The 24,271-nt window shown below is 69.3% G+C and carries 20 protein-coding genes and 3 pseudogenes; 16 read left to right on the forward strand and 7 right to left on the reverse strand.

Going from position 1 to position 24,271, the window contains the following annotated elements:
- Positions 1-237: 237 nt before the first annotated feature.
- On the forward strand, positions 238-1,302 hold the full coding sequence (locus tag ABZO29_RS04210; RefSeq protein WP_367318754.1) for an RICIN domain-containing protein: 1,065 nt from the start codon (positions 238-240) through the stop codon (positions 1,300-1,302).
- Positions 1,303-1,311: 9 nt separating this feature from the next.
- On the opposite strand, the gene ABZO29_RS04215 is transcribed toward ABZO29_RS04210, so the two are convergent.
- Positions 1,312-1,536: an Atu4866 domain-containing protein gene (locus ABZO29_RS04215; protein WP_367318755.1), complete on the reverse strand. Its 225-nt coding sequence runs from the start codon at positions 1,534-1,536 to the stop codon at positions 1,312-1,314.
- A gap of 138 nt (positions 1,537-1,674) precedes the next feature.
- Positions 1,675-1,911, reverse strand: a pseudogene (locus ABZO29_RS04220) (hypothetical protein); the annotation flags it as partial.
- 127 nt (positions 1,912-2,038) lie between these two features.
- Between ABZO29_RS04220 and ABZO29_RS04225 the strand changes: the two are divergent.
- Positions 2,039-2,209, forward strand: a complete 171-nt coding sequence (locus tag ABZO29_RS04225) for a hypothetical protein (RefSeq protein ID WP_367318756.1) — start codon at positions 2,039-2,041, stop codon at positions 2,207-2,209.
- Positions 2,210-2,408: 199 nt separating this feature from the next.
- Entirely contained in the window at positions 2,409-4,580 is a 2,172-nt protein-coding gene (locus tag ABZO29_RS04230) for a hypothetical protein (RefSeq protein WP_367318757.1), read from the forward strand.
- 367 nt (positions 4,581-4,947) lie between these two features.
- Here the strand turns inward: ABZO29_RS04230 and ABZO29_RS04235 are convergent.
- Positions 4,948-5,112: pseudogene (locus ABZO29_RS04235) on the reverse strand (fructosamine kinase); the annotation flags it as partial.
- A 528-nt stretch (positions 5,113-5,640) separates the two neighbouring features.
- Here ABZO29_RS04235 and ABZO29_RS04240 point away from each other — a divergent pair.
- From ABZO29_RS04240 to ABZO29_RS04265, 6 genes are all read left to right on the forward strand, one after another.
- Complete coding sequence (locus ABZO29_RS04240; protein ID WP_367318758.1) at positions 5,641-6,354, forward strand: GntR family transcriptional regulator; 714 nt, start codon at positions 5,641-5,643, stop codon at positions 6,352-6,354.
- 36 nt (positions 6,355-6,390) lie between these two features.
- The gene (locus ABZO29_RS04245; RefSeq protein WP_367318759.1) at positions 6,391-7,557 is read left to right on the forward strand and encodes an NAD(P)/FAD-dependent oxidoreductase; all 1,167 of its coding nucleotides are present in this window, start codon (positions 6,391-6,393) and stop codon (positions 7,555-7,557) included.
- Positions 7,558-7,734: 177 nt separating this feature from the next.
- On the forward strand, positions 7,735-8,292 hold the full coding sequence (locus ABZO29_RS04250; RefSeq protein ID WP_367318760.1) for a TetR/AcrR family transcriptional regulator: 558 nt from the start codon (positions 7,735-7,737) through the stop codon (positions 8,290-8,292).
- Positions 8,289-9,182 (forward strand): aldo/keto reductase, encoded by an 894-nt coding sequence (locus ABZO29_RS04255; protein WP_367318761.1) that lies wholly within the window; start codon positions 8,289-8,291, stop codon positions 9,180-9,182. Before ABZO29_RS04250 ends, ABZO29_RS04255 begins: the two co-directional genes overlap by 4 nt.
- Before the next feature lie 110 nt (positions 9,183-9,292).
- Entirely contained in the window at positions 9,293-10,312 is a 1,020-nt protein-coding gene (locus ABZO29_RS04260; RefSeq protein WP_367318762.1) for an NADPH:quinone reductase, read from the forward strand.
- 334 nt (positions 10,313-10,646) lie between these two features.
- Positions 10,647-11,576, forward strand: coding sequence for a pentapeptide repeat-containing protein (locus ABZO29_RS04265; protein ID WP_367318763.1), 930 nt, complete (start codon positions 10,647-10,649; stop codon positions 11,574-11,576).
- A 76-nt stretch (positions 11,577-11,652) separates the two neighbouring features.
- Here the strand turns inward: ABZO29_RS04265 and ABZO29_RS04270 are convergent, their stop codons facing one another.
- Complete coding sequence (locus ABZO29_RS04270; protein ID WP_367318764.1) at positions 11,653-12,246, reverse strand: AAA family ATPase; 594 nt, start codon at positions 12,244-12,246, stop codon at positions 11,653-11,655.
- Between the two features lie 666 nt (positions 12,247-12,912).
- Between ABZO29_RS04270 and ABZO29_RS04275 the strand changes: the two genes are divergently transcribed.
- Positions 12,913-13,605, forward strand: a complete 693-nt coding sequence (locus ABZO29_RS04275) for an endonuclease/exonuclease/phosphatase family protein (RefSeq protein WP_367318765.1) — start codon at positions 12,913-12,915, stop codon at positions 13,603-13,605.
- 345 nt (positions 13,606-13,950) lie between these two features.
- Positions 13,951-15,351, forward strand: coding sequence for an MFS transporter (locus ABZO29_RS04280; RefSeq protein ID WP_367318766.1), 1,401 nt, complete (start codon positions 13,951-13,953; stop codon positions 15,349-15,351).
- Positions 15,352-15,671: 320 nt separating this feature from the next.
- Here ABZO29_RS04280 and ABZO29_RS04285 read toward each other — a convergent pair.
- A pseudogene (locus ABZO29_RS04285) lies at positions 15,672-15,911 on the reverse strand (tautomerase family protein).
- 11 nt (positions 15,912-15,922) lie between these two features.
- Here ABZO29_RS04285 and ABZO29_RS04290 point away from each other — a divergent pair.
- From ABZO29_RS04290 to ABZO29_RS04300, 3 genes are all read left to right on the forward strand, one after another.
- Positions 15,923-16,252: a hypothetical protein gene (locus ABZO29_RS04290; protein WP_367318767.1), complete on the forward strand. Its 330-nt coding sequence runs from the start codon at positions 15,923-15,925 to the stop codon at positions 16,250-16,252.
- 495 nt (positions 16,253-16,747) lie between these two features.
- Positions 16,748-18,202, forward strand: a complete 1,455-nt coding sequence (locus ABZO29_RS04295; RefSeq protein WP_367318768.1) for an amino acid permease — start codon at positions 16,748-16,750, stop codon at positions 18,200-18,202.
- Positions 18,203-18,389: 187 nt separating this feature from the next.
- Complete coding sequence (locus ABZO29_RS04300; RefSeq protein WP_367318769.1) at positions 18,390-19,346, forward strand: hypothetical protein; 957 nt, start codon at positions 18,390-18,392, stop codon at positions 19,344-19,346.
- A 304-nt stretch (positions 19,347-19,650) separates the two neighbouring features.
- Here ABZO29_RS04300 and ABZO29_RS04305 read toward each other — a convergent pair whose 3' ends face one another.
- Positions 19,651-19,872, reverse strand: a complete 222-nt coding sequence (locus ABZO29_RS04305; protein WP_367318770.1) for a hypothetical protein — start codon at positions 19,870-19,872, stop codon at positions 19,651-19,653.
- Positions 19,873-19,935: 63 nt separating this feature from the next.
- A complete protein-coding gene (locus ABZO29_RS04310) occupies positions 19,936-20,433 on the reverse strand; it encodes a hypothetical protein (protein ID WP_367318771.1) in 498 nt (165 codons plus the stop codon).
- Positions 20,434-20,848: 415 nt separating this feature from the next.
- Between ABZO29_RS04310 and ABZO29_RS04315 the strand changes: the two genes are divergently transcribed.
- Both ABZO29_RS04315 and ABZO29_RS04320 read left to right on the forward strand, forming a co-directional pair.
- Complete coding sequence (locus tag ABZO29_RS04315; protein ID WP_367318772.1) at positions 20,849-21,577, forward strand: hypothetical protein; 729 nt, start codon at positions 20,849-20,851, stop codon at positions 21,575-21,577.
- Between the two features lie 19 nt (positions 21,578-21,596).
- The gene (locus tag ABZO29_RS04320) at positions 21,597-24,236 is read left to right on the forward strand and encodes a DUF4332 domain-containing protein (RefSeq protein WP_367318773.1); all 2,640 of its coding nucleotides are present in this window, start codon (positions 21,597-21,599) and stop codon (positions 24,234-24,236) included.
- Positions 24,237-24,271: the final 35 nt, after the last annotated feature.

Here is a 24,271-nt window from a genome sequence, read left to right on the forward strand (position 1 = left end):
CATGCCAAGTCGTTGGGTTGGGTCTCCCGAGGCCGGTCCACCCCCGTGGGTCCGGCCTGCGGCGACGCCAACCGAGCCTGGGCCGTGGGATCTTGTCCGGCAACGGTTTGCGCCGTCCGGGACAAGGGCCGGGCTGTCCGGGCTGGTCAGAGAGTTGTCCGGAACGGCACAGGTGGGGCGTCCGACGTGGCCGGGACGGGGATTGCCGGGTGTGAAGAGCGTGACGACAATGACGGAATGGCGATACTGGGTGGCTTGGAGCCCGGCGAGGCGCGGACTCCGGCCGAGTACGTCGGGCTGCTGCGGCGGCTCAAGGAGCACAGCGACCTGACCTACCGGCAGTTGGAGGAACGGGCCACCCTACGCGGCGACGTGCTCGCGCGCAGCACCCTGGCGGACGTCCTGCGCCGGGACGCGCTGCCGCGGGCCGAGGTTGTCGCGGCTCTGGTACGGGCCTGCGGCGCCGAGGAGGACGTGGCCGAGTGGCTCGCCGTCCGGGAACGGCTCGCGGAACGCGAGCGCCTCGCGGGTACGAAGCGGCCGGCGGCGGCATCCGGTGCTGACCACGCGTCAGAGGCTGATCCGTTCCTGAAGGCTGACAGTGTCCCAGGGGCAGGCCGAGCCCCGGAGGGCGGCACTGCCGATGGCCGTCGTACGCGTACCGCCTCGCTCGTCGCGCCGGCCTCGCTCGGGACGGCCGTCCTACTCGTCGTCGCCGCAGTGGTTCTGCTGCCGCGCGACGAACGGGCGGGGAACCCCAAAGGCGGTGGCTCACAGGCCTCCATGAATCCTGCGGCCACCCCTGTGGCCACCGGGCCGGCTCCCGGGTGGTCGCGGATACGGCCGCTTCGGGCGCCGACGTTGTGCCTGACCGACGGCGAGGCCCGGGTCGACGGCGAGACCAAGACGGTCGCGGTGCAGCGGCCGTGCGCGGAGGCTGTGCCACCGCGCACGTATCTGCAACGGGAGTCCGACGGCATGTACGTCATCAAGTGGGACCACCCGAAGCACGGCCCCGGCTGCCTCACCGTCCTCGACGAGGGGCCGTTCAGGGGAATGCTCGAACCCTGGCCCTGGAAGGCCTGCCAGGGTGGCAGCGCCGCCCAACGGTTCCGCATCGAGCGCGCCCCCGATAGCGGCCAGGACCACTGGCGGCTCAGGCCGGCCGATGACGCGGAACAACTGTGCGTCGCCATCCGCGAGGGTTCCGAGGACGCCGACAAGGCGGGCGCGGTGGCCGTGACCCAGCGGTGTACCGGGCACGCCGCCAACGGTCAGGTGTTCGTCATCGAGCCGGAGTGACCGCGTGTGTCATGCCTGCTTTTCCTCTCGGTGGAGCACGAGGTGCTCGTGGTAGAGCACGTCGTCGCGGATGTCACCCGTCGCCGTGAATCCGGTGTCGTCGAGGTAATCGATGTGGCTGCCGATCACCGTGTAGCGGCCCGTGTACGCACTGCGCCGGTCACCGCGGGCCTCGTCGTACCGGCCGTCCGCGCGCAGCTCCTGGCGGATGTGACCGTCCGCGGTCACCCACATGCCGACGCCCGCTTACTGCTCCTGCTGCCCGCTCTCGGCGACAACGCCCTGCCCGACGATGCGAAGGATCGTCGGGCGTCTGCCCTGCGGCCCCGTGCCGGAGCCGCGGCCGCCGACACGCCCTGACGCCACAGCGCATTACAGCGTCGCGGCCGTCTCCTCCCCGGAGGCGCTGCCCCCGAGCCACTGGTCCCATTCCAGGTTGAAGTCGGCGTAGCCGCCAGGATTCGGGTCACCGGTCAAGTAGTGCACGTATGTGCCGGAGTAGGTCAGGTGGACGTCCCAGGGCAGCGTCAGGTCGTAGTAGTCGGGGCTGGACTTGTCGCAGCTGATACCGACGCTGCAGGAGGTCATGTGGACCTTCTCCTGCTTGTCGAAAACGACGAGTGCCTGGCCGCACCAGCCCGCCACCGTCGACTGCCACGCCATCGAGGGCCGCTCCTGGCGCCTCACACTCTCCGCCGACGGCGCAAGGTCCACCCGTCTCCCCACGCCCGGCACCATGCCCGCCACCCCTGCCGGCCAGGACCCGGACGCAACCGCCGCCTCCGCCCGCGGCACCGCCGGTGACCTGGTCCTCACCCTCTACGACCGTATCCCGGTGGACTTCCTCGAACTCGACGGCGACCGACGCCTCTTCGACCTCCTTCAGGCCTGGGAACCGGAGGAGTAGACGCCAGACTCCGGACCGAGGTCGACGCCCTGGCCCTACTCGCCGGACCGTCCTCCAGGTCACGTTGCGAGTGCGCTGAAGCGCCGCGAACTTCGCTGTCAGCGACCAGGATTCCCTGGGTCGCGACACCTGCCGTCCTCACCGTCTGGGCAAGAAAACTCCTGTGCGCCGGCTCGCACACCTCTGCGATCATCCCTGAATGGCGCACAGTCTCGAATCGCTGGTCATCCGGCACACCCACCGCCTTCCCTCTCCCAAGGGCTCCGCCGGTGAAGGAGCCACCGCCGCACGGCAGTTCGACGCGGCGCTGACATCCGTGGGCTTCAAGCTCTCGGCGGAGCTGCTGGAACGGCTGTCGGGGTTGTCCGAGGCCGCGGTCGTGCACACCGCGAGGCGGACGCTGCGCACCGTGAGCGAGATGGTGGGCGACCACGTCCGGCACAACTCGTACTTCATCGACTTTCCGGCGAACGTGCCGGACACCGAAGAGTTCTGGATGCGGTGTGTGACGAAGGCGCTCGGCGACGAAAAGTCGCGTGAGAACGTGCTGACGCAGCTGGCACACGGGGTGCTGGACCTGCTCAGCCTCCCCACGTACGGCCGCTACCAGCACACTTACGAGGAGATGCTCGCGGCGCAGGACGAGCTGATCGCCTCGGCGGGCGACCGGGTGACCGTCCTGCACCTCGGGAAGGACCTGGACGACGAACTCACGGACTTGTACCTGGCCTTGGCGGGCAGCACGACGCCGCTGGGCGAGGACCACCTGCGCGACCTCAAGACCCTCGCCGAGCGATGCGCGCTCGGCCTCCAGCCTGAGTCGATCCCCGTCCGGGAGAACCGGGCGGTCGTCAACGAGGCCCGTCTCGCTGTGGGCGCAGACCTCCTGCTGGACACCGTCGTTGATGTGCTGCGGCTGGCCTGCGCGCTGTCGGGCGGCGACGTGACGCTGCAAGAGCCGACCCGGTTTCGCGCTCTCTCGCGGCCGGCCCGCCGTGCGCTGCTCGCGGGCCTCGACGCCGTGGTCGCTGCGAACCCCGCCAAGCTGGCCGATGTGCACGCGCATCGCGAGCCTTTCAAGCGGCTCGGTGAGCGTCTCCACCCGCACGAGTACCCGCGCTGGCCGCACGCCGCCGATGTGTTCGCCGTCGCGCGGGGCGAGAAGGAGGCGCGGTCCTTCGACAGCCGTGCCGAGAAGCTGCTCGACGAGTTCGACGTCCTCGGTGCGGTGCAGCTGCTGACGTCCGCTCCCGGCAAGCTTTTCCGCGCCCTGGACCTCCTGCTGCGTATCGCCGCCGACCAGGAGGAGCGGGACGCTGTGGTGGCCGCCGCGGTGCGGGTCGCTCCCGAGGTCTCCGGCCGGGTCGTGCTTTCGGTCCGCGAGCACTTCCAGAACCGGGAGCGGGAGACCGACCAACCCCGGATCTTCATCAACCGCCGGGGCCGCGGCTGGGTCGATCGCGACGTCCGGCCGCCCGTCCCCACCGCCGACCGCGATCGTCTCATCGCCGCCCTCGACGCCGAGATGCGCCGCAGGCTCCCGGCGCCGGGCCGACTGCTGCTCGACCCCGACGTCCTCGACGTGGCGCTCCCGCTCAGCGGCAGGGCGACCGCGGACGGGCTCGGCGTACTGCCACGCGGCTCGGTCTCGGCGGTCGACGGCGAACAGCTGCGCTTCTTCGTGTACTGGAAGGAGACGGAGAACCGGACCGACTACGACCTCTCGGCGCTGCTTCTCCACGCCGACTACAGCACCGACTCCTGGCTCTCCTACACAGCCCTCGAGGCTGTCGGGGGCGAGCACTCCGGCGACATCACCGAGGCGCCCGACGGGGCCACGGAATTCATCAACCTCTCCCTGGACCGGGTACGCAGCACATTCATCGTTCCGCAGGTCAACATCTACGCGGGCGAGAGCTTCGAGGAGGTCGAGGAGTCGTTCTTCGGCTTCATGCTGCGCGACGGCGAGCAGAAGGGCCGGCCGTTCGAACCGCGCACGGTGCGGATGAAGTCGGAACTTCGCGGGGTGGGTCGAGTTGCACTGCCGCTGGTGTTCCGGCGCGAGGACGACGGGCGGTGGCGTGCGAAGTGGCTGCACCTGTATCTGAAGGGCATCTCGTCGGCCAACCGGGTCGAGGAGAACCAGCTGTCGGTCTCCAAGGTGGCGCGCGCCGTGGTGGAGCGCGAGCATCTGACGGTGCGGTACCTGATCGACCTGATGTGCGGCGACACCACGGCCGTGGATGTGTGGGACGGCGAGCCGGTCCCGGACGAGCCCGTGATGTACATCGGTCTCGAACGTCCCGAGGGGCTGCACCCGGACTCCCGAGTCATCACCCTTCAAAATCTGCGCGACTTGATCCCGGGCTGAGTGCTAGCGTTGCCCACGGCTAGGCCATGAAGGGGCTTCCTTCTCAATTCCTTTCCTGAAACAAGTTCCTTCGCTTTCCTCGCCGTCGAATTCGACTGGGAGGCGCCCCGCGCGGCGCCTCCCAGTTTTCGTGCGCACCGGGGGCTCATCACCTCGGAAACCAGCGTGACTTGATCCCGAGTCGACCGATAGCATTGCCTGCGGCGAGGCCATGAAAGGGGCTTCCTTCTCCTCCGCCGTGAAAGCGGCTTAAATGCGATGAGTCCCTTCGCTTTCCTCGCCCTCGCGTCGCTCCGGGCGGTGCCCGCGCTCACAGCGCGTGCGCCGCCCGAGCCGTTTTCGGGGCGTGCCTCGAGAAGCCACGCGCGAGCATCGCCGGAGCGGTCCCGCGGTGGCCGCCGTGCGCGGACGGGTCGATCAGCCGGGCGTGGCTCGGCGCCCCACAAGAGGTGCCGTTCCAGAGGTCTCCGTGCAGCCGGGCGGGCGACTTGGCGGAGTTCGCAAGGTCGGGCAGCCGCGCGCAGACGCACTCCCCGGCCTCGCAGCACCGACTGCCGATCCCGTCCAGCCGGCACTGACCTCCTCTCGGAGAACGCCGCCGGTGTTCACCTCCGCGCCCAGGCTGCTGGGTGGACATCCCTGGCCGGTGGGTATTGACCGGTCAATTGACTGATTGTACGGTCTATAGAGCCGCGGCTGGTCACAGCGCAGATCAGGCGGGAGACCGACATGACGAATCAGGCAGGGGCCCAGCCCCCTGGCACTCGACCACCGGCTGAAATAGATCTCCGCCGTCGGTACGGCGCCGACCGCGACGGGGCCCGACGCGCCCTCAGCGGACCGGCGGAAGAAGGTCCGATCACCCGTCATCGGTGTTCCGGAACGCTCCAGGCGCAGCCGCGCTCGCGCCGTCGCCGGCTGGGCTCCGGGGTCACCCGCGCCCCGCCCGGCAACCGCGTAGGCATGGTCGGGAGCAGCGTGCCGCCAACAAGGCGCGACGCAGACACCTGGCTGGTCGGCTGGATATCACCAGTCAATTGACTGAATGTACGGTCTAGGCATGACCGTGCCGCTTTACGTACAGATCAGGCGAGAGATCGAAGCGAAGATCCGGGCCGGGGACCTGCCCCCTGGCTCGCGACTGCCGACCGAGAAGGACCTCTCCACCCAGCACGGCGTCAGCCGTGCCACGGCCCAACGTGTCCTCAACGACCTGGCCGAGGCGGGGCTGGCGATCCGCCGGAGGCGCCACGGAACGTTCGTCGCGGATGTGACGCGGCAGATCAATCTGCTGAACTTCGTCACCCCCGCGGTGGCCGCCAAGGGCGCACCGGGCAGACACGAAGTCGTTTCCGCACGGATCGTCAGGGCTGCCGACGCCATCCTGACCCTCCCCGGTGTCTCCGCCGACACAGCCGTAGTGGAACTGGTCCGCCGCAAGCTCGACGTGCGCGAGGAGCCACAGTCGGTCGAGCGGCACGTCGTTCTCTTCGCGGTGGCCCCCGACCTGCTGAACGAGAACCTCGAAGACCTCGTCACCCTGCCGTATCTGCAGCGCAGAGGAGTACCGATCGACGCGATCCGGCTCTACCTCGAGCCGGTGACCCTCGGCGAGCACGACGCCGAACTGCTGCACAGCGAAATCGGAACGCCCGCGCTGATGAGGCGCAGAGAGTTGCGTGCCGCCGACGGAAGCACCGTCGAGGTGGTCACAACCCTCGTCCGTCCGGGAACCGCCGAGTTCTTCCTGGAGGTTCCCGTGCCCGACATGTGAGCAGCGTGAAGCTGCCGGAAAGGAGATCCGCAAACCATGAAGGTCATCATCATCGGTGCCGGCGTGCTGGGCCTGAGCACCGCGAGGCAGCTCGCCGTCGCCGGCGAGGACGTGCTCCTGCTCGATCAGTGGGGAGCCGGCACCGGTACTTCCTCGACCACCTTCGCCTGGACCAACTCCAGCCGGAAGCCCGACCCGGACTACCACCGTCTGAACCTGGCGGGGATGGAGGAGCACGCCAGGCTCGCCGAGCAACTGCGCGGCGCACGGTCGTACTTCCCCAGCGGGGCGCTGCAGTGGGCGGATTCCGCAAACGAGCAGCGGCTCGCCGGGAACGTGGAACGACTGCAGTCCCTCGGCTACCCCGCACACTGGGTCACGCGTGACGAGGCACTACGGATCGCAGGCGACCTCCGCATCCCCGCGACCATCACCTCCATCGCGCACTTCCCCAGCGAGGGATACGTGTTGCCGGACCTCTTCGTGAACAACCTGCTGGCGGACGCCGAGCGGCACGGAGCCAAGTGCGTGATCGGCGAGGTCGTGGCCATCGACGACAGGCCGGACGGGGTTGCCGTCACCCTGGCCGGAGGCAAGGTCTGTACGGGCGATCGAGTAGTTCTGGCGGCAGGCCGCTGGGCACAACGGCTCGCCGCACAGGCCGGAATCGACGTTCCCATGGTGACGGATACCGGTCGCGGAGCGCAGACCGTCGGCCTGCTCGGGTACGCCAGGTCCCCGGGACTCGACCTGCGCTGTGTGGTCCACAGCCCCGGCCTCAACCTCCGCCCCTCGGCCGGCGGGCATACCGTCCTGCAGGCTCTCGATCTGAACGCCGACGTCGATCCGGCAGACCCTCCGTCCGTGGACGGGGACATCGCGACCACCCTCGCTCGGCGGTTCACCGCACTGCTGGCCGACCAGAGCAGGGCACCAAAGATCGACCTGCGCATCGGCTTCCGGTCACTGCCCACGGACGGCCACACCGTCGCCGGCTATGCCTCCGCGCAGTCCCGCGTCTACTGCCTCGTCTCTCACAGCGGGGTCACCTTGGCGCCGATTCTGGGACGCCTGGTCGCGGCCGAGATCACGACCGATCAGGAGCAGGACCTCCTTGGGGCATTCCGGCCCACACGATTCACCGGCGTACGGCGCTCGGACATCGAGGTGGATCAACACGCCACGAGTCTGGGTGAGCAGTAGCCGAAAGCCCTCGCATCCCCGGTGCGGCGATCAGCACCGACCCGTCGCGAACAGCTCTCCGCCGGTCGCGACCACCTTGTTTCGTACATGACGCGCCCTCACTTCAAAAAGAACGGCGGTTCTGCTTGTAGAGTGTCACAAGCAGAACCGCCGTTCTTTTTGAGGGAGGACTCCCCTATGCCCCGGCTCACCGACGCGCGCAAGGAACTCCGGCGCGCCCAGATCGCCGAGGCCGCCGTACGCTGCTTCGGCCGCCACGGCCTGGAGCGGACCTCGATCGCCGACATCATCGCCGAGTCCGGACTCTCGGCCGGCTCGATCTATGCCCACTACCGCAACAAGGCCGACCTGGTCCAGGCAGCCGCCCGCGAGGTGCTTGCCGAGCGCGCCAAGATCCTCGGGGAGCACGCCGCGAGCGATACCCCGCCCGACCCCGACGAACTGCTCGCCCGCCTGATTGCGGCGATCGACCCCGCCGAGGCCCGGGTCGGCGTACAGACCTGGGGTGAGGCGACCACCAACCCGGCCATCCGCGACATCGTCGTCGACATGACCGACCGGATGCGCGCGATGCTGCACGACTGCGTCACGGCGTGGCTGGTCAAGGTCGAGCACCACGAACCGGCCGAGGCCCAGGAGCGCGCCATCCCGATCGCCCACCGGGTGATGGCGCTCTATCAGGCCGAACTGCTGTACACCGCCCTGCAATCACCGCCCGAGGAGACAGCGTCATGACCACCCCCACCGCGACGTTCGCCGACCGCACCGTCTTACGCGTCGGCTACGGCGCGTTGCAGCTCGAGCGCCTGCGCGACCGCCGCGGCGAGGCCGTCGCACTGCTGCGTCGCGCGGTCGAGTTGGGCGTCGACCATGTGGACACCGCCGAGTTCTACGGCTTCGGTTTCGTCAACGACGTGATCCGCGAGGTGCTGCGCCCCGAGGACGGCGTCCTGGTCGTCACGAAGGTCGGCGCCGACCCCAACCCGGGCGGGCGCCTGCCGTTGCGTCTGGCGCAGCGGCCCGAGCAGCTGCGCGCCAGCGTCGAGGACAACCTGCGCAGCCTCGGCGTCGACCGACTCCCGGTGGTCAACCTCCGCCGCCTCGACTCCGGCCCCGGCCTGCGTCCCGAGGGCGACCAAGTGGTCGACCTCGACGACCAGCTCGCGGTGATGACCGCCCTGCGCGACGAGGGCAAGATAGGCGCGATCGGCCTGAGCAGCGTCACCCTCGACGGCCTTCGCCGCGCTCTGCCGGCCGGCATCGCCTGCGTGCAGAACGCCTACAGTCTCGTCTCCCGCGGCGACGAGGACATGCTGCAACTGTGCGCGGCCGAGAGCATCGCCTGGGTGCCGTTCTTCCCGCTTGGCGGCGCCTTCCCGGGCCTGCCCAAGGCGACCGAAGAGCCGGCCGTCCACGCCGTGGCGGCGTCCCTGGGCGTCACGCCCTCCCAGGTCGGCCTCGCCTGGCTGCTGCACCACGCCCCGCACGTGCTGCTCATCCCCGGCACCGCCGACGCCGTCCACCTCGAAGCCAACATGGCGGTCAGCGAGATCACCCTCGACACTGCGACCCTCGCCACCCTCGATGCCGTCGAGTCCCGCTCCACCGCGGTCCCCATCGGCTGACCAGAACCACCGGGACCCGGTCACGACCCCACGCCGGACCCCCTGCCGGAACTCCCGGCCACGCCGGGAACCCCTCCATTCGCCAGGCCCCGAGTTTCCAAGGACGGATCATGAAAGCGATCATTTACCGCGACAACGGCGGCCCCGACGTTCTTCGGCTCGTCGACCGCGACCTGCCCACGCCCGGCCCCGGCGAGGTTCGCGTCCGGGTTGCCGTCTCCGGAGTCAACCCGACCGACTGGCAGGCCCGCTCCGGCCCCGCCCACCCCAAGCACTTCCTCGAGGTCACCCCGCACCTCGACGGCGCCGGCACGATCGACGCCGTCGGCGAGGGTATCGACCATAACCGCGTCGGTCAGCGGGTCTGGCTGTTCATGGCCGCCGCCGGACGGCCCACCGGTACCGCCGCCGAGTTCACCGTCGTACCCGCCGAACGGGCCGTGCCGCTGCCCGACGAGACCGGATTCGACGTCGGCGCCTCACTCGGCGTCCCGGCCCTCACCGCACACCGCGCGCTCACCGTCGCCGAAGACGGGCCACGCCGTCTGCGGCCCGGCGCGCTCGACGGCCAGGTGGTGCTCGCCGCGGGCGGAGCCGGGGCTGTCGGGCACGCGGTGATCCAGCTCGCCCGATGGGCCGGCGCCACCGTGATCAGCACGATCAGCAGCCCGCAAAAGGCCCGGCTCGCCACCATCGCCGGTGCCCATCACGTGATCAACTATCGCGAGGGCGACCCGGCCGCCGAGATCCGCAAGATCGCCCCGGACGGCGTCGACATCGTCGCCGAGGTGGCGCTGGGCGCGAACCTCGCACTGGACCTGGCCGTGCTGCGGACACGTGGCACGATCTCGACCTACGCGAACGACGGCGGCAGGCCGGTCGAACTGAACGTGCTGCAGAACATGGTGCTGAACACGCGCTTGCAGTTCCTGGTGCTCTACACGGCCGGATCGGAGGCGCGCGCCGCGGCCGTTGAGGACGTCGCCGCCGCAGTCCGCGACGGCGCCCTGCCGGTCGGCGAGGAGCACGGCCTGCCGCTGGTCCGCTTTCCGCTCGAGCGCACCGCCGACGCGCACCGGGCGGTGGAGGGCGGTGCCGTCGGCAAGGTCCTGGTGGACGTCACGTCGTGACGCCCTGTTGGCCGTAGGCCACTCCCCCTCCCCCACCAGCGAGCCCGGCCTTCCCTCTGCCCCCCGGCGGGCCTGCTGTCCTGCGCAGGAAGTCCGGGCCGGACGACGCTGCCCGCATCGACGTGCGCGGGTTCTGCGAGAGCACACCCCGGATCCGACCGGGCCGGCCGGCTGATGGATGGCTGCAAGTCATCGGCAAGTAGAGCGGCTTACCGTGGCGTTTCGCCTGGGCCGGAGTGCGTGCGGGCGCCATGTGTGTGGGGGGGCTGGGGCCGCCCAGGGGATGCCGGATCCGCGCGGACGCCCGTGGGGCCTCGCGGAGGGGAGAAATTGCATGTTCGCGTCATTGCGGGGGCGGGGGCCCGGTCCTGCGACGGCCGGCCGGGTCTGCGGGGCGCTGGCCGTCACCGTCCTGCTGGCCGCCTCGAGCCCGGCACAGGCGGTCGTGCCGGAGTCGTCGCGGGCGTCGCAGTCCTCCGTATGTGCCGCCCACTCGGGCAAACAGCTCGCCGGGAAGCACCTGACGCAGCAAGACGCCGACTCGGACCACGACTTCCGCTGCGCCGATCTACGTGGTGCCGACCTGGCCGGCCTCTCGTTCAGCCAGGACGACTTCACCGGCGCGGACCTGTCCGGCGCCGATCTGCGCCAGGCAGACCTCACCCAGGCGGAGTTGGTCGACGCGACGCTGGCCGAGGCGGACCTGACCCATGCCGACCTCACCCAGGTGAATGCCTCGCACGCGGATCTGAAGGGCGCGAACCTCAACGGTGCCGACCTGACCCAGGCGGATCTCACCGGGGCCCGACTGGACGGGGCTGTCCTGTCCGGGGCGCAGTTCACGCAGGCCGAGCTGGGCGGTGTGACCTTCGATGGTGCCACCGGGTTCACCCGCTGGGACCGCTATTTGCTCATCGGAGCCGCCGGCCTGTTCGCCCTGCTTGCCCTGCGACTGCTGGTGGTCGTCCGCCGGGCACCGGCGCCGCCAGCCGTCCGGGGGCGCCTGCTCGTCTTCGGCCTGGTGGGCAGGCTGTTGGTCGTACTCGGCCTGCACATGTTCGCCGGATTCCTGATCGGCCAAATCGTGCCCGCCGTCATCGGCGAACCCGTTCAGCAGATCTGTCAGGGCCCCCAGTGCGCGGTCGGGGTCGGGCTGGGCATGGCGGGGCCATGGCTGGCCTTTGGCACGGTCGCCGTCGGGGTCGCCGTCCTGGCCAGGGGACTGGTGAGGACGGCGCCGGCGAGGCAGACGGTTCTGCGGTGAGCGGAGCGCGGACGCGGAGGCCCCGGGATCTCAAGAACCTCGGGGACTCGTTGGCCATGGGGTCTGAAGCCGGCAGTCAGTTCACCAGGGCGCGATGGCGAACTTCCCGGACGATGCGATCGGCGGTCTCCTCGGGCGTAAGGGCCGCGGTGTCGAACCACCAGCCGACGTCGCCGAGTTCGCGCTTCATGTCGGCATCGAGCTCTTCATAGCCGTCGAAGTCGAACCGCTCCCGTGGATCGCGGATGGTGTTGCGGTACTGGCACACCTCGATGCCCGGCGCGAGAACGACGAACAAGACCTGCCGAGCCGGGAGGAGATCGAGGAAGAAGTCCAGCTTCTCGCGGGAGGGGATCATCGCGTCGATCAGCGCCGTGAAGCCGGCGTCGGCGAAGTTGTTCGCCAGTGCGCACAGATTGCGGTGCAACAGCTCCACTTGCCTCGCTGCTTCGTCGGCGGGCTCGCCCAGGGCCCAGACAAAACCGCTGACAATCATCCTGTTGAGCTCATCCCCGTCCAGCCGAGCGGAACGCGGCAGACGCTCTGCGACGAGTCTGGTCACGGTCGACTTACCGGCCCCCGGCATCCCCGTGACAAGCAGACAGCTCGGTGCTCCAGCAGGGGTCATGACCGGCATCGTGTCAGCGTGCCCAGCGGTCGGCAATCGCATTTCCCAGGAGCGGTTCTCGGTGAGCTGTCGGCTCCCCGCCTCCGTTCGATGAACGTGGTGGCGACGGGCCTGGGGTCCACGGCATCCCCGGCCCGGCCGGCGACGCCTGAACGACGACACTGGGCTCCTGTCGTGATCGGCGGGGTGCCGGCGTAGCCCCACGATGTGCCGTGGGCTGTCGGCTCAATCATGACGGTGCCGCCCCCCTGATCGGCCTGCCCGCTGTCCACGGCCGGCCTGTTTGCCTGTCTCACAGGTCTGGCACTCCACCGGGCTTCGGCCACCCACCGGGGCGAGGGAAGGACTGACGCGAAGGACGCCTTCGTCATTACCGACCAGTACCGCATCCGCCAGGACCTGGGGCTGCACGTGCTGCTGCACGATCCAGGTCGACCTGGGACGGCGGCTTCTTCATCCGAGCGCAACGAGATCCGGCACACCGCATGGGTTGCTCACAGCCCCGTCCCATAGCCTCGTTATGGAGACGTCAGATGTCATGCGTATCCACCTTGAGGAGGCGATGTGCTCGGTAGCGGCACGCGGTTGCTCGCGGGGGCAGTGATCGCGGCCTGCGTGGTGCTCGTCGGCCCCAGTGCACCAAGCGGTGCCCCCTTCGCCAGGTCACTGCCCGTCGAAGCCGTCAGGGATGTCGTTCCGAACCGGGTCATGACGTGGAACATCTGCAACCCCTGCGAGGAAAGCAACGTTCACCGGGCAGCGGAGATCGCCATGTATGCGCCCCAGGTCATCGGCCTGCAAGAAGCGTGCGTGCGTGACGTCGAGAGTATCCGGGACTATCTGGAGAACCTTCATGGGCTGGTTTACCACGTCGAGTACGGGACGGTTCTTCGGAATTGGGGACGCTGCGGTGGAGTGCCGTGGAGTCCCGGGGCCTTCGGCCAGGCGATTCTCTCGGCGGCACCGATGACAGACCGCGTCAACGTGGAATACCCCGACGGAGGCTCCGAAGACCGTGGGTACATGGCGGTCACCACCATGGTGGGCGGCCGGCCCGTCCGGGTCTTCAACACACACCTCGCCCAACGACGTCAGGAAGCAGTCCGAGCAGACCAGACCCGCGTACTCGCCGCAGAGGTGGCCCGGCACGACCGCGCGATCGTTCTCGGCGACTTCAACGCCGTGCCGGACTCCCCCGAACTCACCGGGATGTGGGCACTGGCCGCGGATACAGACCCCCAGTGCCGTCCCTCGTCCACGGGCAACTGCAAGCCGACCACCGACTGGCAGAGCAAGTTCGACTACGTCTTCCTGCGAGGCATCGTTCCGCTCAAGCACAGTGTGCATCCAACCCCGTACTCGGACCACCACTTGCTGCAGTCCGACCTGGACACAACTTGAGTGTGCAAGTGTGCTTCAGGCGGATTCGAATGCCGCCGGTCAAACTGCCGAAGCCGTACGTCGATGCTCAGGTCGCACGCGCGGCCTTCGCCGGCCGCCCCGGGGCAAATCTCCTTTCGCGCCGGGCCGCCGAAGGCTAGGGTTCGGTTGCAGCGAGTGACCCACGAGGAGTTGAGAGATGGTCGGTCGTCCGAGCGCGCGTTGACGCTGTAGGCCGTCATGGCCTGTCATCGCGTGCTGCCCTTGATGTTGCGGCACAGCAACCCTTCCCCGCCTGAACCGTGAGTGCGCCTCTTGTGCGCCAGGTGGCGGGCCTCGTCAGTCGGCAATCTCCAAGGGACCCCTGTGCCGTCCGCTTCCTCCCCTGTATCCGATTCCGGTCGGCCTGTTCCGTCAAGTCTGTGGCGGGACGGCGACTTCCGAAGACTCTGGGTGGGTCAGACGGCCTCCCAACTCGGCGAACACGCAAGTCTGGTGATCCTGCCGCTCTTCGCCGTCCTGACACTCAACGCCGGGGCCGACCAGTTGGGCGTCCTGCGAGCGGTCGGGCAGGCGCCGATCCTGTTGCTCTCGCTCTTCGTCGGCGCGTGGGTGGACAGGTGGCGGGCCCGCACGGTGATGGTGCTCACGGACGTCGGCCGGACCCTGGCCTTGGGTGCCGCCTGCATGGCCGGCCTCCTCAATCGGCTCGGCCTGCCGACGCTGCTCGTGGTTGCCTTCGCCGTCGGGGCCCTGTCCGTGTTCTTCGACGTGGCCTACCAGGCGTCTGTCGTACGGCTGGTGACGCCTGATCAGTTAGTGCGGGGCAACAGCGCGCTCGAAGGCAGCCGGTCCGCGGCGCAGATCGTCGGTCCCGCTCTCGGCGGCGCGTTGGTGTCACTGCTGTCGGCGCCGATCGCCGCCGCCTCCAGCGCGCTGTTCTTCGCGCTGTCGTTCCTGTCGATCCGGCGGATCCGTCGGGTCGAATCGCTCCCGGAGCGCTCGGACCGTCCCCCTCGTGTCTGGCGGCGGATCCATGAGGGCCTCCGCTTCGTCGTCGGCGAAACCTCGCTGCGAACCGTGTGCCTCGCCTCGGCCGCCTTCCAGTTCTCCTTCGCCGCCATGATGACCGTCTATCTGCTCTTCCTGCCGGGTGAACTGCACCTGTCGGGGACCGCCGTCGGGCTGGCGATCGCAGCGACGGGGCCTGGCGCGCTCCTGGGCTCTGTGCTGGCCGTCCACCTGACGAGCCGGTTCGGTTATGGCGCGGTGCTGATGTCCGCAGCGGCACTCGGCGACGGCGCATTCCTGTGTGTGCCCGCCCTGCACGGCTCCTCTGCGGTGACGGTTCCCGTGCTCCTGGCCGTCAACTTCGTGTTCGGTACTGGCGGCCAGTTGGTGAATGTCACGGTCATGGCTGTCCGGCAGGCCGTCACTCCGGACGGGATGCAGGGCCGCGCGGCCGCGACGATCACGTTTGTGGGCATGGGGCTGACGCCGCTCGGTTCTCTGCTCGGCGGATTTCTCGCGGAGGAGTGGGGGTTGCGCACCAGCCTCCTGGTGACGGCCGGAGGCATGATGTTGTCCCCAGTGCTGATGGCTTTGTCCCCGCTCGCTCGTCTGGGACGGGAGCTTCCTGCTCCCAGAGGGTCTCGTCGTCGGGCCGAAGGCTGCCCAGCATTACGTCCGGTTCGGCATGAGCCAGACAGTGTCGAAGTTCCAGGTTCTCGCCAGGGGCCGCCTCCTGGGCCTTCCGGAGCCGAGTGATCTCACAGCAGCGGTGCCCTCCTCCTCGCCGACGCCCGGTGCATGTTCGCCGCACTCATGCGGCAGATTGGCACCTGACTCCGTTTCCGCACCGCCCGTAGCCTGCCGCCTACGCGAATCGATCTGGTTCGACGATGCTGCCGCTGTCCGGGCGTGGGCCTGGTCGACGGCGGGGGCCCGGGGAGAGAGCTGGAGGTAGGTCAATTTTCGGTCGGCCGTAAGGCGGCATGTCTGAGGGGTGGCGGTGTGCGCACCTGGCCAGGGCCTCGTCCGACACGTCCGGCAGTTCCGGTGACGCAGCCGGGTGAGCTCCGCGGCGGTCACCTCACGAACGTGGCCACGCCGTTGCCCAACGGCCAGTTCTCCATCGGCGTCTCGACCAGGTTGATGAAGACGTCTGCGGGAGCGATGCCAGGATCGTCCTTCAGGAGCTCGACCATCCGGGCATAGAGGGTCTGCTTCTACTCGATCGTGCGGCCGACACCGAGGTGAATCTGGACGATGACAATGTCGTCGGTGCGCTGGATGCCGAGGAACGTCGGGTGGTAGATCTGCTGAATATGTTCGGGCCGTGGGCCGCTCCGTGCACCGGGCCATGGTGGAGACCATCAACGTACCGGAGGCTGACGAGTTCCAGCTCATGACCGAGCATTCGGCCGCAGAACTCGTTTTCCGCGGCTGGAATGAGATTGTGCGCGACTCCGGCGCGACGTGCGTACGAGGCTCCCGCGAGCATCTCAACTTCGGGCTCGTCTCCCGACGGTTCCACCACCCGTACGACGCCGGTCACCAAGGGAACCACCACGCAGTCGTGATCATGCATGTGGTAACCCGTTTCCGCGCCCGGGACGAAGCGCCACTCCGTGACGATGACCCGATCCGTTTCGATTTGGCGATTTGATGTTGCTTCCATCGCGCTCTTTCTCGCGGCTGCAATCAAATCCGTTGTCTCGCACAAGCTATGGCCACCCCCGCTGCAGTGCCTGGGCATCACTGTGGCCAACTCGCCTGGCCGGATCCGCCGGTTTGGACAGTTCACGGTTGGTACACCGAGGCGGCACCCTGCTTGCGCCGTCCACTCGCGGCGCACCGGCGGAGCCAGTGAGGGGCGAGGGGGCGGGGCAGCGCGCGAGGACGGCACCCGGAAGACAGCCGACGGACACCTCTTGTTTTTTCTGATCAGGGTGAACTATTTTTCTGTCGGCCAGCCGTAACTGCTCCCGCAGTACCGGCCAGGAAGCCGCTGCCCACCATGCCCTAACGGCCGGCCATGTTCGCGACCTGCGACGCACCCCGGCTTCCATGCCCGTCCCTCCTCGGCGGAACCTGCGCGGTCATCCCCGCAACAGGCCCGCCGACGCATGTCCTCGTCCGCTCTCCCTCCCTGGATGTCGAGATGACCACACGTCCCCCTGTCTCCGCTCCGGACCCGGTGGCCACCACCGGGACCCCCTCGGCGGGTTCCGGCCTGCAGGCCGGGCTGAAGAACCGTCACCTGTCGATGATCGCCATCGGCGGTGTCATCGGTGCCGGCCTGTTCGTCGGCTCCGGCTCCGGCATCGCCGCCGCGGGCCCCGGCATTCTCATCTCCTACGCCCTGGTCGGCGTCCTCGTCGTCCTCGTGATGCGCATGCTCGGCGAGATGGCCGCGGCCAACCCGACCTCCGGCTCGTTCTCCGCCTACGCCGACCGCGCGCTGGGCCGCTGGGCCGGATTCACCATCGGCTGGCTGTACTGGTTCTTCTGGGTCGTGGTACTCGCCGTCGAGGCGACCGCCGGCGCCAAGATCCTGGCCGGCTGGATCCCCGCCGTCCCGCAGTGGGGCTGGGCCCTGATCGTCATGGTCGTCCTCACCGCCACCAACCTGGCCTCGGTCAGCTCCTACGGCGAGTTCGAGTTCTGGTTCGCCGGCATCAAGGTCGTCGCCATCGCCGCGTTCATCGTCATCGGCGCCCTCGCCGTCCTCGGCCTGCTGCCCGGCTCCGACCACCCCGCCTCCGGCTTCTCCAACCTCACCGCGCACGGCGGATTCCTGCCCAACGGACCCGGCGCCATCCTCACCGGCGTGCTGATGGTGGTCTTCTCCTTCATGGGCAGCGAGATCGTCACACTGGCCGCCGGCGAGACCGCCGACCCGCAAGCAGCGGTCACCAAGGCCACCAACAGCGTGATCTGGCGGATCGCGGTGTTCTACCTGGGCTCGATCCTGATCGTGGTGTCCCTGCTGCGCTGGGACGACCCGGCCATCCTCAAGGACGGCTCCTACGTCGCCGCGCTGAGCTCCATCGGCATCCCGCACGCCGGCCAGATCATGAACGCCATCGTGCTCACCTCGGTGCTGTCCTGCCTCAACTCCGGCCTGTACACCGCCTCCCGGATGGCGTTCTCCCTCGGCGGGCGCAATGACGCCCCGGCCGCCTTCGGGCAGACCACAGGCCGCGGTGTGCCGCGGGCGGCGATCCTGGCCTCGGTCGTCTTCGGCTTCGTCGCGGTCGCCTTCAACTACCTGTGGCCGGAGACGGTCTTCCAGTTCCTGCTCAACTCCTCCGGCGCCATCGCCCTGTTCGTCTGGCTGGTGATCTGCTTCTCCCAGCTGCGGATGCGAAAGATCATCCAGCGGGAGTCGCCGGAGAAACTGGTCGTCAGGATGTGGCTGTACCCCTACCTGACCTGGGCCACCATCGCCCTGATCACGTTCGTGCTCGGCTACATGCTGACCGACACCGCCGACGGCGGCGGCCGCGACCAGGTGATCCTGTCCACCCTGGTGGCCGCGGGCGTGGTGGCCGTGGCACTCGTCCGCGAGCGCACGGGCCGCAACCAGGCACACGACACCGCCATCCCGTCCTAGGGACCGGGCTCTGTAGGGCGACAGCTGTCCCCGACCGGCGACGGTGGTGCGCTCCCCCCGCACCGCCGCCGCCCCACACGGCCCGGACGGCTGATGCAGAACTGCACCCGGGACGCGCTCCCCGACCATCACCTCACGATCACCGAGCAGGTCTTGCCCGAGCCCCAACTCTCCAAGGTTGCCCTGCATGTCATTCCTGTCGAATCGCCGCAAGGCCTCCCGCATCATGCTGGAGCTTGACGACGTGCGCCTTGGGAAGCTTCTCAAGTCGCTGCGCACCACGATGCGATCGGGCGCGATCGCCAGCACGGATCTGCGCGTGGTGCAGATCGCCGACTTCCTGAAGCACCACTCTCAGGACTGGGACCGCCGCACCTTCCGTCTGGCGGTCTTGGCGCACTTCCTGGCGGATACGCCGGTGCCCTCGAGGTGGGCTGAGCGGGAGCCGGACAGCGCCACCGCCCTTGCTCTGCACGCATGGTCCGAGCTCTTCCGCGCGCGTGCAACGGGGAATGCGGAAGGCGTCCCGAGAGCGAGGACGAACTGCCTGCGCGCTGCGGATCTCGCCCCGATGGATCCCACCCCGTGGGTCGTCCTGCTGGAGATAGCCCGCCTGGAGCGCCACCGCGCAGCTGAAACCTTCTACGTCTGGAACGAGATACTGCTACGCGACCGCTGGAACCGCGAGGCCTACCTGAGCATGATGCGCTACCTGACCCCGGACGAAGCCGGTTCGCGACTGCAGGTACTGGAGTTCGTCGATTCCCTCCGGTCGCGCATGCCCGTGAATGCGCCCTGCGCGGCGACGGAACTCACCTCCCAAGTGCTGCACTATCAATCGATCCGGACCCGGGGAGGAGTGGAAGGTCTCATGGCACGCAGCTACTGGACCGATGTACATGCCACAGCGGCACTCGACCGCGCCTCGCAACACTGGACACAGCCCTCGTTCCTCAACCATGCAGCTGCGGCGGCCGACCTCAATACGCTCGCCTACGCGCTGATGTCTGCCGATCGCCACCGCGAGGCCCTTCCCATCTTCCGGGCCATCCGCGGTGTGGCCACCACCTGGCCCTGGCGGTTCGAAGGAGACCCGCTGACCGCGTTCCAGCGGGCGCAAAGTCGTGCCGAAGCCGGCCGGTGACACCACCGGAGATCTTTTGACGGTGCGGTTTTGTGGGGGCGTGATGGCTGTCGTGGGGCAGCGCTGTGCCGGGAGGATGAGGTATCCACATGGCGGTGGCTTGATGACCAGTGACCGCGAGGTGGCCGGGCGGTAGGTGGCCGGGCGGTTGAGGGCGACCCGGCTATCGGCGAACCGCCGGCCGTGAGCGTGGGCTTCGGACGGTCGGCAGGCCCGGGCCTCCAAGCGCCCCGGCGGCACCCGGAAGGCAAGCCGGCCAGTGCAGAGGGCCGCACGTCCTGCCTCGTCTCACTGGCGACCGCCCCTAGCCGTCAGGCAGTACGGGGGCCAGAACCGCAATGTCGCCGCCGAAGCCCACCACCAGTCGCGCGTCGGGCGTCATGGTCACCGCGGTCACCTCCAAGGGGAACACCAGATCCGCGCCCACCTGACGATGGGTGACCAGGTCCCACACCCGTACCGTCCGGTCGTCGCCCCCGATGACGGCGAGCGGGCGGCCGTCGACCACGGCCGTGGCGGGGCCCACACCTGAACCCGGCCGTGCGACACCCGCTGGTGGCTGCCTCCGGTCGGGGACAAGACCCGGTCCTCATGCTGACGCCCCGCCAGATCCTTCCTCGGCGTAGGCGCCGACGGCCAGGGTGAGGCGCCAGGGCGTCGTCAGGGCTGTGACCACGGGCTGCCAACGACCGGCAGTATCACGTCGCTTGAGATAGCCCACGGCTTTCGCGGCGGCTACCGGCTGCACGATGATCCAGGCGGCATCGCGCAGGTAGTAGCCCTGTTCTGCGAGGGAGGCGTAGCGATCCTGCCGACAGGTGATCACGATGGGGGCGGGATCGCGGCTGTGGCTGCGGGCGTTGAGGATTTCCAGGGCGGCGCGGGCCCTGGAGAGGTCGGCCGGCGTGGTGTCGCTGTCCATCTCGTCCAGGCCGTCCAGCACGGGCAGTACCCAGCGATGGCGGACCAGGGCGCTCGCCACGGCTGGATGCAGGTCGAAGTCGGGGTCCTGTACGAGGTGTTGCGTGAGCCAGCCGTCCAGGCCACGTGTGGTGTCCCACCCCGCGAGGTCCAGGCGCACCGGCACCGGGTCGTTGTCCTGGCGTGTCTCCAGAAGTGCCAGAACCAGCCAGGTCCGGGTCGGTACCGGCGAGTCCGATCCGGTGCTGCCGGGGGCGCGGGGGGTCCGTTCTTTCCCTGTGTCGCAGCCGCCACTCCGCCAACTCAACCTCAAGTTCTACGACGGTAGTTGAGACGCTCAGGCCCTTGGCGACGAGTACCTCTGGGCTCCGCGGACGACCGGCAATGGCTGCGGCAGCGGTACGAGGGCCGGCGCGTGGCCGGGCCCTTACCGGGGACAGCGAGTTCACAGCGCGCACGAGCCGAAACTAAGCGGTGTCCTCGGCGGAGGCTAAGAGCGTGCTAAGGGCCGGGTGCCAGGCTGCCGTGGGCAGAGGCGGGTACCAGCCCCGCCCAGACGCGCAGAGGTGAGATGGATGACCATGACCGCTCCATCGGCCGCGCCGGACGTTCCGGGCATCGACCCGGAGAAGATCGGCTCCAGGACACTGGGACTGCTCCGCGACACGGTCGCGAGCATCGAGGAGAAGCTTCAGGGTTACAGCAGCGAGTACGAGAAGAAGTACCGCGAGCTCAGCGGCCGCCCGAACGGCGTTTCGTCGGTCACCGAGATTGCGGGGCCGATCACACCGCTGCCGGTTCCGTATCTCTGGTTCGACCTGATGGCGCTGGGGCCGTTCCAGTTGACCGCGCCGGGAGGGCCGTTCCTGCCCCACCGGGTCATCCGGGCGGGCGAGGACGCGTTTCTCGTCGTGGCGTTGTGGCGCAACCCGGTGTCGCTGCTCGGTGGGCCGTCGGCCGCGCAGATCATGGCGCCGTACACCTTCAGGGTGCGGGTGCACACCGTGAACCTGAACACGGTCTCCAGTGGTCCCGCGATCGCGCCGGTCACCAATGTCTTCGGAGGCGGCAACACCAACATCGTGGTGTTCCCGCTCCCCACGACGCCGGCGCCGCCGGACGGTGACCCGCGACTGGTCGAGGCTCACGTCACCATGGACGTGCTCGGCCCCGGTCCGGGTCTGCCGCCGTTCGCGGGGTTCGCGACCCGCTGGTTCCAGCCTGACCTGCAGCCCCCCTTCCTCGGTCAGCCGGGGGTTCTGCCCGGCGTACTCGAGGAGATCCCTGTCCGATTCATGATCTACAACTGATCGGTCGAAGGGACGTCAGGTGGGCACACTCGATGCCCGGCTCCGGCATGTGCTGCAGTGGCGCGCCGGGCAGCCGGGGGCCCCGACGGCGGGCTTGCCGGTCCTCCCGCTCGATGAGCGGGTGGGCCGGCGCCCCGGTCCGGGCGGTGGAACGGTGGACGTGCTGGTGCACAGCACAGGAACTGCCTGGAAGGACGAACTGGGGCCGAAGGCCGAACTGCTTTCGGCGGCGGCGGAGGAGACGTCCGGGCCCGGCCTGCCGCAGGTTCACACCGGGCGGGTGGCGCTTGACGATCTGGAGGCCCTCGCGGCGCATGCCTCGGTGGAACGCGTCGAGGCCGCCCGTCCGCTCTTTTCCGAACTGAACATCTCACGTGCGGAGATCCGGGCCGGCCGGCCCATGGACCGGGCCGGCGAGCCGCCAGGCGGCGGCCGGGGCACGCTCGTCGCGATCCTGGACTCCGGGATCGACTACCGGCACCCCAACTTCCGCCACAGGGACGGCTCGTCACGCATCCTGTTTCTCTGGGACCAGAACGCGGAGCCGGTCCCGGGAGGCGCGGCGGTGCCTTACGGCGCCGAGTACACCAAGGAGGACCTGGACCGGGCGCTGGCCACGACCGATGCGCTTGCCCTGGTCGGCCACGAGGACCAGGGAGTCGGGCACGGCACCCATGTGGCGGGCATCGCCGCCGGGAACGAGGACGACCTCGGTGGCGAGTACTCCGGGATCGCCCCGGACGCCGGCCTGATCGTCGTCGCGCTGGCCGCGGACCCCGCCGGGATCTCGCTGGGCCGCTCGACGCACCTCGCGGACGCCGCCGACTACGCGGTGCGCCGGGCATCCGGGCAACCGGTCGCGATCAACATCAGCCAGGGCATGAACGGTGGCGGCCATGCCGGGGAGACGCTCCTCGAGCAGAAACTCGACGACCTGGCCCGGCGGCCCGGCGTGGCAGTGGTGAAGTCCGCGGGCAACGAACGTCAGTGGAACATCCACGCCCGCGGGCGACTCGGCAAGGCCGGCGAGACCGCGACGCTGGAGATGACCGTCCGCGCGGCCGACCGAGAGGACGACATCGTCGAGATCTGGTACGACGGCGAGGACCGGATCAGCGTGGGCGTCGAGCCGCCGCACGGCCCGGCCTCCCCGTACACGGCACCGGGCGAGCAGCGGCTGTTCAGCACCGATTTCGGCAACCAGGTGACCATCGACAGCGAAGCGGATGCGGCCGGCACCGGGGACACGTGCGTCACCGTGATCTTCACCAGGTCGTCCGCCCCCGGCATCGAGCCCGGCGACTGGCGCATCGTGCTGCGCGCCGACGAGGTGGCCGGCGGATGGTACGACGCCTGGATCGAACGGGCACCGCGTGATGCCGTCCATGCAGGCGAACAAAGCCGGTTCACGGCCGGCACAGCCGACCCCTCGCGCACGGTGACCATTCCGGGCACCGCCGCCAGGGTGATCACGGTCGGTTCCTATGTGACCCGTCCCCAGCGCCTCTTCGACGTCGAAGGGCTCGGCCGGCTCTCCGAGTTCAGCGGCCACGGCCCCACACGGCTGGGGGCACGCAAACCCGACCTGGTCGCACCCGGCGAAGTCATCGTCTCGGCCCGCTGCCACAACAGCACCCTGCCCGCCGGCGCCGACGCGCTCCACGCCGGCTTGAGCGGCACCAGCATGGCGGCCCCGCACGCCACCGGCGTGGCCGCTCTGGTGCTGGCCGCCCGCCCCGAGCTGACCGGCGAGCAGGTGAAGCAGGTGCTGGCGAACGCCGCGCGGAGCGACGGTTTCGTCCCCGGCACGCCGGACGACACCTGGGGCGCGGGAAAGCTGGACGCCGCGGCCGCGGTGGCCGCCGCCCGCAGCGCTGTCTTCCCAGTGTTCGGCGGCATCCTTGCCGACGGCACGGGCGGGCTGTCGTGGAACACAGACGTCCCCAGCACCTGGACCCTGCGCTACCACACCGTCCGCGGCCGACTGGCCGTCGGCAAAGCGCTCGGCACGCTGGAGAGCCAGGGCAGCGCCGGCCTCGACCACCACGCCGACCTGTCCGCCCTGCCCCCCGGTGACTATCTGTGCGAGTTGGTGTCCACCGGCCCGAACGGATACTGGACGCGGGCGGACGACGGCGGCAGGTTCTACACGGTCACGGTCGGTGCGCCGGACGGCCGTTCACCGGAAACGGGCAGTGCCACAGGTCCCGGCCAGGTCGAGGAACCGCGCCCGGCCGACGACCTGGAGCGGATCAAGGGGATCGGCCCGAAGACCGCAGCGCTGCTGCATGAGGCCGGTGTGATCACCTTCGCGGCGATCGCCGCGAAATCACCGGCCGAACTCGCCTCCCTGGTCACCGTGACGGGCATCGGTGCGGAACGCATCGCCCGGCAGGACTGGGTCGGCCAGGCCACCCAGCTGGCGGCCACGGCGGTACCCCCGGAGGCGGTGGCGCCCCGGGTACGCCACTCGTTCACCCTCACGCTGACCGGCGCGTCCACGTCCGGCGAGGTGCTCGGCTGCGAGATCAGCCACCACCAGACCGAGGACGGTACGGTCCTGCGTGGCTGGGACCTCGACGGTCTGAGCGCGTTCGTCGCCGAGCGCACCGGTCTGCGTCTCGCTCCCCCCGTTCCGGGCGATCAGACGAGGCGGTGACGCCGCACCGACTCGTACAACCGCACGGTCTTTCG

The sequence above is a fragment of the Streptomyces sp. HUAS ZL42 genome (genome assembly GCF_040782645.1).
Classification (GTDB): domain Bacteria; phylum Actinomycetota; class Actinomycetes; order Streptomycetales; family Streptomycetaceae; genus Streptomyces.